The organism is Bdellovibrio bacteriovorus (assembly GCF_001592755.1).
Lineage (GTDB): Bacteria > Bdellovibrionota > Bdellovibrionia > Bdellovibrionales > Bdellovibrionaceae > Bdellovibrio > Bdellovibrio bacteriovorus_E.
Map to the genome: position 1 here is coordinate 137,754 of NZ_LUKF01000017.1, position 15,231 is coordinate 152,984.

Annotated in this window: 13 protein-coding genes and 1 tRNA gene; 10 read left to right on the forward strand and 4 right to left on the reverse strand. The window is 45.1% G+C overall.

Annotated elements, in window-relative coordinates:
* The first annotated feature begins 207 nt into the window (after nt 1-207).
* Together AZI85_RS13080 and AZI85_RS13085 are read left to right on the forward strand one after the other, a co-directional pair.
* Entirely contained in the window at nt 208-1,605 is a 1,398-nt protein-coding gene (locus AZI85_RS13080) for a sigma-54-dependent transcriptional regulator (protein WP_063244495.1), read from the forward strand.
* Nucleotides 1,606-1,734: 129 nt separating this feature from the next.
* Nucleotides 1,735-2,283, forward strand: a complete 549-nt coding sequence (locus tag AZI85_RS13085; RefSeq protein ID WP_063244496.1) for an OmpA family protein — start codon at nt 1,735-1,737, stop codon at nt 2,281-2,283.
* A gap of 15 nt (nt 2,284-2,298) precedes the next feature.
* On the opposite strand, the gene lon is transcribed toward AZI85_RS13085, so the two are convergent.
* A complete protein-coding gene (gene lon, locus AZI85_RS13090) occupies nt 2,299-4,674 on the reverse strand; it encodes an endopeptidase La (protein WP_063244497.1) in 2,376 nt (791 codons plus the stop codon).
* A 204-nt stretch (nt 4,675-4,878) separates the two neighbouring features.
* A complete protein-coding gene (locus AZI85_RS13095) occupies nt 4,879-5,766 on the reverse strand; it encodes a 3'-5' exonuclease (protein ID WP_063244498.1) in 888 nt (295 codons plus the stop codon).
* A gap of 101 nt (nt 5,767-5,867) precedes the next feature.
* On the opposite strand from AZI85_RS13095, the gene AZI85_RS13100 reads away from it, so the two are divergent.
* Nucleotides 5,868-6,728 (forward strand): helix-turn-helix domain-containing protein, encoded by an 861-nt coding sequence (locus AZI85_RS13100; RefSeq protein ID WP_063244499.1) that lies wholly within the window; start codon nt 5,868-5,870, stop codon nt 6,726-6,728.
* Here AZI85_RS13100 and AZI85_RS17675 read toward each other — a convergent pair.
* Entirely contained in the window at nt 6,725-6,907 is a 183-nt protein-coding gene (locus AZI85_RS17675; protein WP_155724037.1) for a hypothetical protein, read from the reverse strand. The two genes, AZI85_RS13100 and AZI85_RS17675, sit on opposite strands and share 4 nt — an antisense overlap.
* 145 nt (nt 6,908-7,052) lie before the next feature.
* Between AZI85_RS17675 and AZI85_RS13105 the strand changes: the two genes are divergently transcribed.
* The 3 genes from AZI85_RS13105 to AZI85_RS13115 are packed head-to-tail and all read left to right on the forward strand — an operon-like array spanning nt 7,053 to nt 8,555.
* On the forward strand, nt 7,053-7,298 hold the full coding sequence (locus AZI85_RS13105; RefSeq protein ID WP_063244500.1) for a Smr/MutS family protein: 246 nt from the start codon (nt 7,053-7,055) through the stop codon (nt 7,296-7,298).
* Between the two features lie 4 nt (nt 7,299-7,302).
* Nucleotides 7,303-8,250 carry a hypothetical protein gene (locus AZI85_RS13110; RefSeq protein ID WP_063244501.1) on the forward strand — a complete coding sequence of 316 codons (948 nt, stop codon included), beginning with the start codon at nt 7,303-7,305 and terminating at the stop codon, nt 8,248-8,250.
* Complete coding sequence (locus AZI85_RS13115; RefSeq protein WP_063244502.1) at nt 8,247-8,555, forward strand: hypothetical protein; 309 nt, start codon at nt 8,247-8,249, stop codon at nt 8,553-8,555. The genes AZI85_RS13110 and AZI85_RS13115 overlap by 4 nt, the downstream gene beginning before the upstream one ends.
* Here the strand turns inward: AZI85_RS13115 and AZI85_RS13120 are convergent.
* Nucleotides 8,552-9,514, reverse strand: a complete 963-nt coding sequence (locus AZI85_RS13120) for a hypothetical protein (protein WP_063244503.1) — start codon at nt 9,512-9,514, stop codon at nt 8,552-8,554. The two genes, AZI85_RS13115 and AZI85_RS13120, sit on opposite strands and share 4 nt — an antisense overlap.
* 143 nt (nt 9,515-9,657) lie before the next feature.
* Here AZI85_RS13120 and AZI85_RS13125 point away from each other — a divergent pair.
* The 4 genes from AZI85_RS13125 to AZI85_RS13135 all read left to right on the forward strand — a co-directional run bounded on the left by AZI85_RS13125 (nt 9,658) and on the right by AZI85_RS13135 (nt 15,119).
* Nucleotides 9,658-9,734: transfer RNA gene (locus tag AZI85_RS13125), tRNA-Met, on the forward strand.
* A gap of 176 nt (nt 9,735-9,910) precedes the next feature.
* Complete coding sequence (locus AZI85_RS17960; RefSeq protein ID WP_301335690.1) at nt 9,911-10,033, forward strand: hypothetical protein; 123 nt, start codon at nt 9,911-9,913, stop codon at nt 10,031-10,033.
* The gene (locus tag AZI85_RS13130; protein ID WP_253721004.1) at nt 9,981-13,103 is read left to right on the forward strand and encodes a PAS domain S-box protein; all 3,123 of its coding nucleotides are present in this window, start codon (nt 9,981-9,983) and stop codon (nt 13,101-13,103) included. Before AZI85_RS17960 ends, AZI85_RS13130 begins: the two co-directional genes overlap by 53 nt.
* Nucleotides 13,104-13,163: 60 nt before the next feature.
* Nucleotides 13,164-15,119 carry a methionine--tRNA ligase gene (locus AZI85_RS13135; protein WP_063244505.1) on the forward strand — a complete coding sequence of 652 codons (1,956 nt, stop codon included), beginning with the start codon at nt 13,164-13,166 and terminating at the stop codon, nt 15,117-15,119.
* Nucleotides 15,120-15,231 lie beyond the last annotated feature (112 nt).

A 15,231-nucleotide genomic window follows, 5' to 3' on the forward strand; every position in this document is an offset into this window, starting at 1 on the left:
CAGCAACGAACTAAATATGGCTAAAAATGCCCGGGACAATGTCCCCGACGCATATTTGTTATGCAAACGGGGTTCCTTACAGAAAATCAATCAAAGCCGTTATATTGAATATAAAAGTGTATAAACGTCTTAATGTGGCAAAATGCCATAAAAATATTGCGGATATATGCCCCAGTGAGATAAGAATAACCTATTCAGGAGGCAATCATGGACAAGCAGAAAACAATTCTTCTGATCGAAGACGACCTTGATTTAGCAGAATTGGCGACGGCCTATTTTCGCCAGAAAAACATCACGGTGATCCACGAAGAAAATCCTCTTTCCGCTCTTCAGCAGGTTGTGACCCAGAAGATCAGCCCTGATGCTATTATCACTGATTTAAATTTACCGACGATCAATGGGATGGAATTTATCAAGCGGTTGCGCGCTGAAGGCGTCCAAACTCCCATCATCCTTATTACCGTCTCGAACGATGTCGATGTCGCGGTGGAGGCGATCGAAGCGGGCGCATACGACTTCGTCGTTAAGCCTTTGCACTTCCCGCAGCTTCTGATTTCGGCTCAACGTGCGTTTAAGTTTAATATCTTAAGCGCAGAAAATAAAACTTTGAAAGAGACACTGGATATCAGTAAAGGGTTACACCCCGAAGGTATTATCGGTAAAAGCGAAAGCATTCATCGAATCATGGATCTGGCGCGCCGGGTTTCGAAAAGTTCTTCGACAGTTTCCATCACCGGCGAAAGTGGTACTGGTAAGGAAGTTTTTGCGAAAGCCATTCACCGCTGGAGCCCGCGAAATAAAAAACCTTTCGTCGCGATCAACTGTTCGGCGATCCCCGAAAATCTTTTAGAGTCAGAACTTTTTGGTCACGCCAAAGGTGCATTTACCGGTGCCGTTGATAAAAAAACCGGTCTCTTTGAAGAAGCCGACGGAGGAACCTTGTTTCTCGATGAAATCGGGGATTTGAATCTGACCTTGCAGGCAAAACTACTGCGTGTGCTTCAGGAAAAAGAAATTAAAAGAGTCGGAGAAAATCAGGCGCGTGCCGTCGACGTGCGGGTTATTGCCGCCACCCATAAGGATTTGCGTTTGGAAGTGCAGGAAAAACGTTTTCGTGAAGACTTGTTCTTCCGTTTGAATGTGATTCCGATAAAAATTCCACCTCTGCGCGAAAGAAGAGAAGACATTATTCCTTTAGCTGAACATTTCCTAAAAAAGTTCAACACTTTGAACGGCACGCAAATTCAGGGCTTTAAAAAGAACGCCAAAGAATTTTTGCTGACTCATCCTTGGCGAGGCAATGTGCGCGAGCTAGAAAACACCATTGAGCGCGCCGTCGTTTTGGCGACCGGGCCCGAGATTGATGTGAGTGCTTTGACTTTGTTTGACGAAGGCACGGCAAGCTCTGCGATCGCGGACGATGATAAGAAGAATGCCTTTATCTTCCGCTTCGGCGAAGAAGTGTCGTCCTTGCATGAACTTGAAAAGAAATATGTTCAGTTTGTCTATGAAAGACACAATCGCGCAAAAGAAATGACGGCAAAGGCCTTAGGCATTGATCGAAAAACTTTGTATCGTAAGCTGCAAGAAATCGAAACAACGTAATCGTGGAATCAGAATTCCCCTATCAAAGGGGAATTCTGCCTCGCACATCCTCTCAGATGGCTTCTATTCATTCTTAAAGTGGTGCACACATTGCAAACTCTTCCTACGTGCTAACAAGGAGAGTAAAGCATGATGTCAATTGTTCGCTTCCTTTTACCCATTTTGCTGCCTATCACTCTTGTCGCTTTATTTGTAGAAGCGCAACAGCCTGACACGGAAATGGCCACGGCCAAAATGGTCGGTGCATCTAATGTTGCACCGGTGTTCTTCGATCCTGGATCTAAAGTTTTAACCGCGGCAGAAAAAGCCGAGATGCAGGCGTTTGTCACCACAGTGCGAGAGTCTCATGAAATCAAGTCCATTAAGGTTCTTGCTTGGGGTGATCGTGAGTATCCCGATAAAAAAGAAAAGAAGGCCTCACCAAAACAGATAGAATTGGCGAAAGCGCGTGCGGAGGCTATTAAGAAGTATCTTCAAGAAGATCTCAAGGTTCCGTCCGTTGATATTCATAATATGGCAGAGCGTCCCTCTAAACTGAGCGAGTTTTTTAAAACAGACGATTACGAAGTGAAGTCCTCTGCCGAAGCGACAGGAGCCGCGCCCACACAGAATAAACGCGGCTTCTTTGAAGAAATGGGCCGTTCGACGACGGCCCTGATGTTAGTTGTTGTAGATTAATAAATTTAGCGGGACTCACCCTGCCGGTAGCAGGGGAGTTCCCGAAGGTTTAATAGGAAATTTATTCCAGCGAGGAAGATCCACTCCCAAAGCGACTTTCAAAACATCGTTCACATCATCGACAAAGTGGAATTGAATACTGCGACGAATCTCTTCAGGTATTTCGCGAAGATCTTTTTCGTTTTTAGTACACATGATGATCTCTCGCACACCCGCACGGTGAGCTGCGATCACTTTTTCTTTAATTCCACCCACGGGCATGACGCTTCCACGTAAAGAAATCTCTCCGGTCATGGCAAGCTTCGGATCCACGGGTTTATTTAAGAGCAACGACGCAATCGACGTCAACATTGTCACGCCTGCGGAAGGTCCATCCTTCGGGATAGCACCGGCAGGTACGTGGACGTGCACGTCCTTCTTACTGAAATCCATCAATGGATCCATAAGAACTAATCGCGACTTCAATAAACTCAGAGCGATCTTTGCAGACTCTTGCATCACTTCGCCCAGTTGACCTGTCAAGAGGAGCTGACCGGTGCCAGGCATTGAAGCAGACTCGACAAAAAGAATGTCGCCACCCACTGGTGTCCACGCAAGACCAGTGACCACGCCAGGAGGCAAAAGACTTTCAATCATGTCTGATGAGAATCTTTCTGCGCCTAGAATTTCTTCTAAGTCCTTGACGTTGACGGTCAGCGTTTTATCCGGCGACTTCACAAGTTTCAAACTCATGAACTTACAGATCGTTGCAATTTTTCTTTGCAGATCCCGCACGCCCGCTTCGCGTGTGTAGTGAGTTAATAATTTCACCATCGCGTCGTCGGTGATCTTAAGGGATTCTTCACTTAAGCCGTGTTCGCGAAGTTGTTTCGGCCACAGGTACTTCAGCGCAATTTGTTTTTTCTCGTCCAAAGTGTAACCCGTTAAATCAACGACTTCCATCCGATCTAATAGAGGCAGGGGAATGCCCTCTAAAGAGTTGGCCGTCGCGATAAAGAACACTTTAGATAGGTCAAAAGGCGTATCTAAATAGTGATCTTGGAACGTGTTGTTTTGTTCGGGATCCAAAACCTCTAGCATGGCCGCCGCAGGATCGCCACCAAAGCCGCGAGTCAATTTATCGATCTCGTCCAGAATGAAAACAGGATCGTTTTCGCCCGCTTTTTTAATCCCTGCGATAATTCTTCCGGGCAGAGCGCCAATATAAGTACGACGATGGCCGCGAATTTCGGCATCATCACGCACACCACCTAAGCTGACGCGAACATATTTTTTACCTAAAGCGCGCGCAATACTTTTGCCTAAAGAAGTTTTACCGACACCCGGAGGGCCGATGAAAAGCAAGATCGAGCCTTGATGAGTTTTGCGTAACTTCATCACCGCTAAATGTTGCAAGATACGGTTTTTAATTTTCTCTAAACCGTAGTGGTCTTCATTAAGAATCTTTTCCGCTTCTTCAAGATCAATCTCTTTTTTAGGTGAAGATTTGCTCCAAGGTAAATCCAGCATCAATTCCAAATGCGTGCGAATCATCTGATGTTCAGGTGATGCCGAGTTGATGGTTTCAAGACGCTTCAACTGGCTGCGCGCCAGATCTAACGCTTCAGGCGTCATGCCGGCTTTTTCAATACGCTCTTTAAATTTAGCGTACATGTCTTCGCCTTCACCTTCGCCAAGCTCTTCACGGATCACGCGCATTTGTTCACGCAAGATGGTTTCTTTCTGGGTTTGTTGAAAGTTTTCATTTAATTTATCGCGAATGCCGCGCTGGATTTTTAGACGCTCTTTCAGCTCTTGCAAGCGATCTAAAAGTTTTAAAGTGCGATCACGAAGAACATTGATTTGCAAAATCTCTTGCTTTTCGGTGATGGCGATATCCGCATAAGCCGCACACATATTGGTGAGCGTTGCCAGATCTTCAATTTCAGTCAGCATTTCTTTGACTTGACGAGTGTTTCCAGGAAGCAGATCCAGCAATTCATCGCTTAGAATGCGCAGACTGGATAACAAAGCCTCTTCCGTTTTTTTATCCATGCTGCCAACGTCTTCCAGACTTTCGCTCTGCACTTCAAAAAAACCTTCCTGATCACGGCTTTGCACCACGCGAACGCGCTGATGCGCCTTCACGAATATATTGTAGCTTCCATCTTCATCCATACGGAAGGATTCGACTTTAGCAAGCGTTCCCACTTGATAAAGATCTTCCATTTTCTCCACATTATCGTGGGGACTTTTTTGTGTTAGAAGGACTACCCAGTGATTTTCACGAAGAGCTTTTTGCAGGGCAGATATGCTTTTTTCTCTACCTACTCGAAGCGGCATGCTGATGTCGGGAAACAACACTGAATTCTTCAATGGGATCACGGGGATAAAACCTGAGACGTAAGACATCGAGGACCTCTTTTCCAACCCCAAAAGGGTTAATTGTAACAAACATGAGCACGATATAAATTTCGTCAAGTCGGACGTCCCAATTTCTTACAGAAACTGAGAAGTCCGCGGTTTAGCCCAGGAATGTTCTCGACACTCTTAGTTTAACATTGTGCGGTTGGAAAGAAGGGCGGTTTCGCTAGCCCTGCAATAAAACAAAAGCTGTTACGCTTTAAATCCGTCTATCAGTGCGATATCTCGAGTGAGCCCTGCGAAAGGACCACAATAGACGATTTCTTCGAGCCAAGCGGTTTCTGCCGCGACCTCATCTTTAAAAATTATTTTGGACCAGAAACGATTTGTGCTGTCCCAGCTATAGCCTCGACCTTTGAGGTGATCCTTGGATTCAAAGGGAGCTGAACTCGCAATGACATGGGCCATGGGACGACGAGCATTTCCTAAAAGTTCGGCCAAATAAGGCTTGTGACTTTTTGAATCTGAAAGGCTCAAAAGATATAAAAGTGCATCAACATCGTTGATCGCACGATGTGAATCCGTAAAGAACCCGTGATAGATATTTAAAAGTTCCAGCTTCGAACTTGTGAAACCCTTTGTGCTCCAGTCGATTTGTTTTAGCGAACATGCCCACACTCTTTCTGCAGAAACTTTGGATTTGCGATCAATGAAAGGGCGATCAAAGCGGGCGTTGTGAGCAATAATAACAGAAGACTCTTCAAGCAGGGCATTGACTTCGGTCCAATCAATATTCTGTCCCGCAACCATTTCGTCGGTGATTCCTGTGAGCTCGGTGATTTCTGGAGTGATGGGTTTTCCCGGATCTTGAAAACTAGAATAAGATTTTCCTAACGTCAGAATTTCTCCGGAATTTCTGTTAAAGAGAAACTGACGTAAGCCAATTTCAATAATGCTATCTTCGGATTGATTTAAGCCTGTTGTTTCCACATCCAGAACAACACCCACTCGCACAACGTCGCTGTTGTTCTTGGCCCACTCAGGCGTGGCATAAGGGGGCGTTTGTGCTGGACAACCTTCAAGACGTTTCAGTGTGACAGTGTTTCCATCCTCTGACTTACCAATCCAACGAAATGCCACGGAATTCTCCTCGAAATAGGGTCTTCCGAGTCTGGCACATTTTCTTTCGCTTCTCAATAATCATTGCCCCGGGTGAAAACAAAGTTTTATTCTCTTTCGGTATGCCTAAAAAGAATCTTTCGAAACCTGTCCCTTTAGAAGAGCTTGGAAACCAGCTTGCACAGCGCGGTGATATACGTGTGGAGCGTTTGGAAGAGCGCTTGGAGCCACGCGTTCCATTTCCTCATCGGCATGACTACTTCCAACTGCTTGTTGTGTACGCAGGTCGAGGATGGCATGAGATTGATTTCCAGCGCCATCCAGTGCGTGCTCCGCAAGTTTTTATGATGAAGCCAGGGCAAGTGCATTCTTGGAAGCTTGCCGCCAATTCCAAAGGCATCATTGTCGAATTTACCGAAGAATCTTTGCCGAAAAACTCGTTTTTATTAGACCTTGTTCCGAAAGCTTTTGCCTTGCCCGATGTTTGGAAACTTGGAAAGTCTGAGTTTGCGGTGTGGAAAAATAAATTAGAGGTCATGCGGAACGAATACGAAAGTCGCCCTTCATATTACGAGGCCTGCCTGCAAAACCATGTGGGACTTTTGTTGATTCAGGCTCTTCGTACCCAAGGCGAGAGTGTTTCTTTTCATGGCGGGATCGCCGATCAATTTAAAGATTTGGTAGAGCAGCACTTTCGAAAAGAACATGGCCTTTCATTTTACGCCAAAGAATTAAAGATCACGCCGAAGCAGCTTTCAGCGGTTCTTCAACAGAAACTTCATCGTTCTGCTAAAGAAATTATTGCCGAAAGATGTTTGCTGGAAGCAAAACGAATGTTGGCTTATTCGGCGACACCGGTCGCGGATATCGGTTATGCATTGGGCTTTGATGATCCCAATTATTTCAGTCGATTTCTAAGACAGAATTTGCGGATGAACGCTTCCTTGTTTCGGGAGGAAGCGCAAAAGAAGAAGGGGAATTAGAATTTATCCATAGGGTGCACTTTAGCTTTTGCGCCCTCATTGTGGCTTTGTTCTGCATCTAAAGCCACTTTGCCTGTGATTCCAACCCACTCAGGGAAAAACACGGCCAAGACAGCGTATGCCAGAACGCTGATAACCACGATAGCAATACTTCCCATTATAAAAATACCTGTACTCATAAAAACCTCAGCTCCTATCATATAGTGATCCGCTATTTTTGGCTATGGATAAATCTCTGATTCACTAGCACTTTTTTCCTAAAACCCTGGTTTTTCCTCCTATCTTTTACCTCTAATTCTTGTTTCAATAGGGTCGAGGACGCATATGGCTAAAGATTTATTGGATTTGCATGGTTTTAAGTCAGACGAAGTTGAAGATGCAATTGACGCATTTTTGATGAGACTCTCGAACTCAAATTTAAAACGTGCTCGGATTATGACGGGAAAAGGGTCCGGGGTTGTGAAATCTGTCGCGATCAAATACCTAAAGATGGCGGGCTATCCGTGGCAGTACGAGCGTCTTCCTAATGGCAAACAAAATGAAGGCTGTCTGATCATTTTTCTTGAGTAGTTATATGAAAAAAACAAATAAAAAAGGGCGCGGTCCCCAAAAAGAAGTTCAAGCTTTCCTCAGTGACATCACTCTTCTTTCCTCTATCCCCATTAATAAGAAATTTTCTAAACAAGCTGTTCCTGAATATCCTTTCGATGAACAGCTTTTGTCATTGAGTTCGATCTATCGTACCAGCCGAAAGCTATTTCTAAAACAAGGTGGAAGCTTTGTTCCCCGTGTTTGTTCGACGATGCGCTCTTTAAGTTCTCCGGATTTATTTCAGAGTGAGTTGCAATTCAGTCCACTCGCTTCAGAAATGACTTGGTTTAAAGATCACTGGCAAGAGGTGTATGATCCAGAAGTTCTGGTGAGTGCGATGACGGCGTTCAATCAGATTTCTCTGTATCACGAACAGAATCATCGCATCCTTTGGAATCTTTTGCCGCGGGCTCCTGAAGAGCAGCGTGATTTCTGTCGGTATTTGAATTTTGCAGAAAGCCTGGTGATTACTTTGGATTTGATTCTCGGGGATCAAATCGGAAAGAAATATTCTGACATCTTTGAACGTTTGAAAAGTATTTACCGTCCTGCGGGAGCAGACGCTTGGTCACTGAAATCTTCCGAGCAGTACCGTCAGTATCTTCTGGCTGTGATGTACGTAAGCTACCTTGCTTTAGAGCTTGTTCATCACGAAGACATTCCCAAAGCATTGGATTATGTTCTGCCGGGCCAAAAGAAAATCAATAAGGACGCTGTCGAGCGCGGTTTAGAGCTGAGCGAGCTCTTTACTTTAAATACGAATCTGCAATGGCAAAAAAGATATTGGAAGCAGGCCCAGGAACAGCTTTTCTTGTATCATAAAAATTCCAAGGAAGACGTTCATTATCTACCCGAAGATCCCTTGGACTTCGAAGAGGAATTCGTCATCGCCCAAAGGGTCTTAAACTATTTTTTGGATGAAAAATCATGAGAATAAGACAAGTAGGATTTTCTTCTCGATTAAAAGCGCATCGAAAAATTCTGACGTTGGAAACTTTGAAGTTTATTGTCGAGTATTTTAAAGATCGCGATGCACGTCTTGCGGCTTTACGCTCCGGCGTTCCTGAAAACTACGCTTCTCGACAAGGAGCATGGTTGAAAAAACATGCCATTGTCCTTGCCGCAATGGAAACAGAAATTGATGACAGAGATCAACTTCGTTTGGAAAAAGCCTTGGCTGAGATTGAAAAGCAAATGGACGTCTGCAAAGAAATTTTGAATCTTCAAGACTTCTAATTTTGCGCCGGTTCCTGATGCGCTTTTTCAATATCCCGAGTAAAAAGTCTTAAGACCCAAGCATCGTTTAAGCGCACTTGTGAGTTGGAGATGTTCATTTTTACTTGTGAGCGGTAGTTCGGATCATACCCTAACTGCTTGGCATCGATCCCGGAGGCTGCAAAGAACTTTTGCATTTCCTGAGCCGCTTCATCCGCATTGTAGGTGTCGCTGTGATTAATATTTTTTTCCATCTGCTCGCAGAAGCTCAGTGTGTTCGGGTCCCGAGCCAGCTCTGGTTTTTGTGCGACCGCACGGGCTAAGTAGTGCAAGTTGTAAGTTTTTTGAAGAATCTCATCCATCGCCCGTGTGTTTTCTTTTAAAAAACCTCCAGCACGGTAGATCTCGTAATAGAACTCCGCCTTTTTCAAAAGAGAAGGATCTTTCTGTTCTTCTGATTTCAGAATCATATCAACTGCATTCGACATTCCCGGAGCTCGGAAGACGTAGCGAAGGATGGGAGCTGCGGATTCAACTAAGGGATCTTTTTCGCCTTTTGCTAGACTGTGAAAAAAAGTTTTTGCACTGGCGTTTGTGGGATCGCGAAGAAGATGACTTTCAGAAGCCTTCCCTAAGTTGTGGCAAGTTTCAATAAGCGGCTTCCGAGAATCTGTAAAATCCTCTAAAAGCACCTTCGCTGTGTGTTCAGCTAAAGCGTCTTGATTTGAGTTTTGTTGACGAGTTAGGTCTTTCTCTGTGGCATCCGACGTCGTCGTTAGCTGGGAGTTTTCAACAGCAGATGTGTGATTTACCATGCTTGTTTTTGCAGCAGTTGTTTTTAAGGCGGGCGGAGTGAGCCCTTGTCGGATCTCAAAAGCCGAAGGCAGTTTCGAAAGCCCCCATAGAGCTAGACCGACGAATATCACAGCCAGAATCGCAATACTGGCTCCTAATGTCTTTAGAACACTCTTGAGTTTCATAAGATTCTCCTCTGAAAGTGAGTTCAACCATGCTTTTCGTAAGCGAGCAATGGAGGCCAAATGATACAGGCTGTTATATTCATTCTTTTAATAATGAGGGGTTGACGCTGCGACGCTTTCAACCTATACCTTAACTTCCTTGTCGCGGGGTGGAGCAGTCTGGTAGCTCGTCGGGCTCATAACCCGAAGGCCGTAGGTTCAAATCCTGCCCCCGCAACCAATAAAGGCTCGAAGGTAAACCTTCGGGCCTTTTCCATTTTTAAATCTAGACATTCTATTTTCAACCTTCCGAACGCATTGTTGTTCCTCACATTGCTTTTTAATTCCGTTGCGGCATTCTTTTTTGGCTCCTTCGTGCTTTGCCCTAAGCTAAAGCATAGCTCGAGGTGCAACCTTATGACTCCCACGAAAAATGAAGATAATGGAACTCGCGAAGTCGCAGTTGCTGAAAGAGTGCAAGGAACAAATCTTATCTACATGGGAAACGCGTTGTCGCAAAAAAGTTCCGGCGGCGAATAATCTTGCGACAAGTGCTTTGCGAAACTCTCTTCCCAAATTTTTGGATGAGCTGATTCATTCCTTAGAATATCCGCAACCACAAAAACATTTTCTTGATGATGAAAGAAGAATGGCTACCGAACATGGTCAGGAAAGAAGTGAGCATCCGGGGTACAATCTTTCTCAGGTTATCGATGAATACTATATTCTTCGCCAGGTTTTATTTGAAGTCCTAGAGAGCAAATTAAAGCTGAGCTCTGAAGCGCGAGACATTATTTTAGATGCGATCAGTGTGGGTGTAAGAAATGCCGCGATCGAGTTCGCTTCGCGAAAACACCAGGAATATCAATCCACCAACGAAAGTCTGCGCACCAGTGAAGAACAATTCCGTCTTGTCGTTGAAGGCGTGAAGGACCATGCGATCATTTGCACGAACCCAAAAGGAGACGTCATTTATTGGAGTCCCGGAGCGGAAAATCTTTTGGGGTGGAAAAGTGAAGAGATGCTGGGGCGAAGTGGGTCTCGAATTTTTATCCCCGAGGATCGCGAAAAAGGTGTCGACATTGAAGAAATGAGAACCGCTATTGCTCAAGGGATGGCTGAAGACAATCGGTGGCATATTAGAAAAGACAATTCCCGGTTTTTTGCGACCGGCGTGATGAATCCACTTAGAAATTCGCGCGGACAGCTAGTCGGTTTTGTTAAAGTCTTACGCGACTTTACCGAGAAAATGATCACACAAGAGAATCTAAAAAAAGAAACTTCGGAATCCCAGGCCGCACTAAAAACCTTAAATGAGTTGGTGATGCAAGCCCCTGTGGCAATGGTACTGGTTATGGAACCTGAATACAGATTTGTGATTGCCAATCCTGCCTATGAAAAAATTGTGGGCCGTAAAGTTACCGGTAAAACTGTGTTTGAGTCTTTTACTGCAGAGGAAGTCGGGCATTTTGTTCCGATTGTAAATAACGTCATTAAAACCGGAACACCTTTTGTGGGTAAAGAGATTCGGGTGTCTCTTCCTGACGAAAAAGGAATTCCTCAGAATTTTTATGTGAATCTTTCTTATCATCCTTTTGTCGAAAGCGACGGTGTTATCCGAGGCGTTTTCACTGTTGTTCAAGACGTGACGGAACAGGTTGAATCCCGAAAAGAACTAGAGTTGGCCAATCAGAAGTTGCAGGCCATACTAGATCGTGCACCGATGGGCATTTCGTTCATCGAGGCTCCGGCAGGCAAAATGATTTTGATGAACAATCAGGCACGCACCATCCTTGGACATGAGTCCCACGTGAAAGAGGGCTATCATCAATATGGAAAAATGGGCGCGATTCACAAAGATGGTTCTCCTTATTCTGCAGAAGAGTATCCAACCGTCAGGGCTTTCAAGAATGGCGAAACTATCATCGATGAAGATATGACCTATGTGCGACCTGACGGAAAGAAAATTGATCTTTCCGTCAGTGCCGGACCCATTATCAACCATGATGGGGAAATCAGTGGTGCGGTCGGAACTTTTTTTGATGTCACAGAACGAAATCGTCTGCGCGCAGAATTGGAAGAGCGGGAAGAGAATTTCAGAGCTATTTTCACCCAAGCCGCCTCGGGGATCGCACGTATGTCCACCTCCAGTCGTTGGGAACTGGTGAATGAGAGACTTCTTGATATTCTTCAGTACTCGTTACCCGAACTCACCCAGAAAACGTGTATTGAGATGACCCATCCCGACGACGCAGGAATCGAGCTTCATCATCTTGAAGAGTTGAAGGCCGGCAAATATGACAGCTTTTCGATGGAATTACGTTATTTGCGAAAAGATGGAAACTACGTCTGGGTGCATCTGACAAAATCCATTGTTCGTGATTCGCAAGGGGCCGCCAAATACTATATTTCTGTTATCGAAGATATCACTCAACGCAAAAAGCTTGAAGAAGAGCTGCACAGAGCAAAGCTGGCTGCCGATCGAGCCAGCGCCTCTAAGTCGGCCTTTCTTGCGAACATGAGTCACGAGATTCGCACGCCAATGACGGCGGTTCTGGGGTTTACCGAAATTTTAAAAGACTCGACACTCACGCAGTCAGAAAGAATGGATGCGATTGCTCGCATCGATAATAGCGGGCGGGCTTTGCTTCGTCTTATTGACGATATTTTGGATATTTCAAAAATTGAAGCGGGCAGACTGGATATTCAAAAGTCGCGCTTTTCTCCCGTCGCTATCGTTTCTGAAATCGTTTCGTTTATGCGGGTGAATGCAGAAAGAAAAGGCGTTTCCCTGAAATTAAAGTTAGATGCCAGTGTGCCCAGTGAGGCCACCTCCGATCCTGGGCGTCTTCGTCAAATCCTGGTAAATCTTATCGGGAATGCCATCAAGTTCACCTCTGAAGGCGAAGTGGTCGTGAGTGTCAAAGCCGAGGCCTCGCGATATTTGATTTTCAGTGTGTGCGACACGGGCATTGGAATTTCTGAACAAGATCTAAAAAATCTTTTTAAACCTTTTGCACAGGCGGACGGTTCTATTACGCGAAAATTTGGAGGGACCGGCCTGGGGTTGGTTCTGTCGCGAAGACTGGCAGAGACTTTGGGCGGAAGTCTTGAGGTTTCTGAAAGTGTTGTCGGGAAAGGAACCACCTTCGTCGTGCGAATTGATGCGAAACCTTTTAGTTACACGGATCAACCCACGATCTATGTTGCCAACGAAGCCAAAGATGCCGGTTCGAATCAGCTTGAACTGGTAAATGTGCGTGTGTTGCTGGCCGAAGATGTGGTTGATAATCAGGTTCTGCTGAGTAAGTATTTAGAAAAAGCGGGAGCGCAAATAGCTTTCGCGAATAATGGTGCAGAAGCCCTGGAACAAGCTCTTCAAGGAGATTTCGATATTGTTTTGATGGATATTCAGATGCCTGTCTTGGATGGCATTAGAGCGACTAAGGAGCTGCGTTCCAGAGGCTACACGCGGCCTATTGTTGCGCTGACAGCACATGCCATGCCCGAAGAAGTAAAAAAATCGATTGAAGCGGGATGTAATGCTCACTTAACTAAGCCGATCGACAAAAAAGGCCTGATAGAAGCGATACAGAAATTTATTAAGTGACCGACAAAAAGGGTGCATCGCTCGTGGATTTTAGCTAAATTAAAACCTTTAGAGGTTAAAATGCAGCCAGGATCTTCAAAACCCGAAAACAAGTTCTCTCCACCTACAGATGTGAAGTCGGCTCTTGCCCAGTTCAAAAAACCAAAAAAAGTTGTTGTGACCGCGGGTATGCCGTATGCCAACGGTCCCTTGCATCTGGGTCACTTAGCCGGTGCGCACGTACCCGCGGATATTTACGCTCGATGGATGCGTATGTTGATTGGTGCAGAAAATGTTTTATTCGTGAACGGGAATGATGATCACGGTTCGACCAGTGAAGTTGCGGCGATCAAAGCCGGTAAAACAATTCGTGAGTTCATTGATACTATTCACGAGCAGCAAAAAGAGACTCTAAAAAAATATTCCGTACAGACAGATATTTTCACGGGAACTTCTCGCCCGGAAACTTATCCTTTGCATGAAGAGTACTCACAAGATTTTTTGCGCCGTCTTTTTAAAAACGGCTTGCTTGAAAAGCGCATAACAAAACAATGGTATGATCCAAAAATGAATCGTTTCCTTCAAGATCGGTTCGTTCGTGGGACGTGTCCAAATTGCGGTAACACCGAAGCCTACTCGGATGAGTGTGACGTGTGTGCCAGCTCCTTTGATCCCAGTCAGTTGAAAGATCCGCGCAGTCAGCTAAGTGATGCCAAGCCTGAATTGAAGGACACAGCTCACTGGTGGCTGGATATGTGGAAAGTGGCGGATCCATTAAAAGCTTGGATCGAGACGAAACAAAAATCATGGCGTTCCGCTGTCGTGCAAGAGGTTATCAACACCGTCTTAATCGGCTGTCGCTTTGAAAACGTGCATGAAGCCAAATACAAAGAAATCAAAGACACTTTGCCTAAGCATAAATCTCGTTACGTGCCGGGTAAAAAAGTGGAATGTCTTTTCGACACCAAGGCTGATCTAGCAAAAGCCCAAGAAGTTCTTGAGGCGGCTGGCATTCCTTCTTTTGTGACGGACAAGTGGGGCTATCGCCCGATCACTCGCGACGTGTCGTGGGGAATTCCTGTTCCGGCAGAGCTTGATCCGGATATGAAGGGAAAAACTCTTTACGTGTGGCCAGATTCTTTGATCGCGCCTATCGTCTTCACGAAAGTCGCTTTGGAAAAAGCGGGAAGAGATAAAGAACTTTACAAAGAATTCTGGTGTGATCCAGAGGCGACCGTTGTTCAGTTCCTTGGGCAGGACAACGTTTTCTTCTACGTGATCATGCAAGGCTCTATGTGGTTAGGTCACAAAGACCAACCGCAAGAGCTGCCGAAAAAAGGTGACTTGCAAATGACAGAGATCTTAAGCGTTTTCCATTTGATGGTGAATGGCGAAAAGATGAGTAAGTCGAGAGGAAATTTCTATACCGGCGATCAGTTGTTAGAGATGGGTTATTCACCAGATCAAATTCGCTATTTCTTGGCGATGTTAAGTTTGCCAGTGAAAGCGTCCAACTTTGATTTCGAACATTTTGCTGAAAGAAATAAATTCTTAGCCGGTCCTATGAACGCGGCTTTTGAAAAACCGATTTCGGCGTGCAACTCGAAGTTTGATGGTAAAGTGCCTGAAGGTAAGTTGATCGGTAAGGCCGAAGCGGAGACGTTGAAGCTAGTACAGCTTTATCTGCGCTCGATGCAAAAGGGAGACTACTCCACTTTGTTAGGTCAGATTGAAAACTACGCGCGTCTGATCAACTCTTTGTTTTCTCAGTACAAGCCTCACGACGATCGTGCGGAAGAGACGGGAAGAAAAGACGCTCTTTTCACATGTTTTTATGTTTTAAAGAACTTGATGATCATGCTGGCCCCTTTTGTTCCTGAAACGGTGAACGAACTGCGCAAGTCCTTAAACTTGCCGGAGTCTGTTTTGCGTGCAGATGAATTGGGAACAGGTATTCCAGCGGGCCATATAATCGGACAGAAAGGGATCTATTTCCCTGGCACAGCAGATGACATTAATACTCTCAGGGAGCATTAAACTTACTTAGGGAATGGCCTATATAATCGCCTATTTTGAGGGTATAACTTAAGTCTTGTATGGGTTATGCCCAACTCAAAGTAGCTGAAGTTTTATCTATACTCTTGGATTG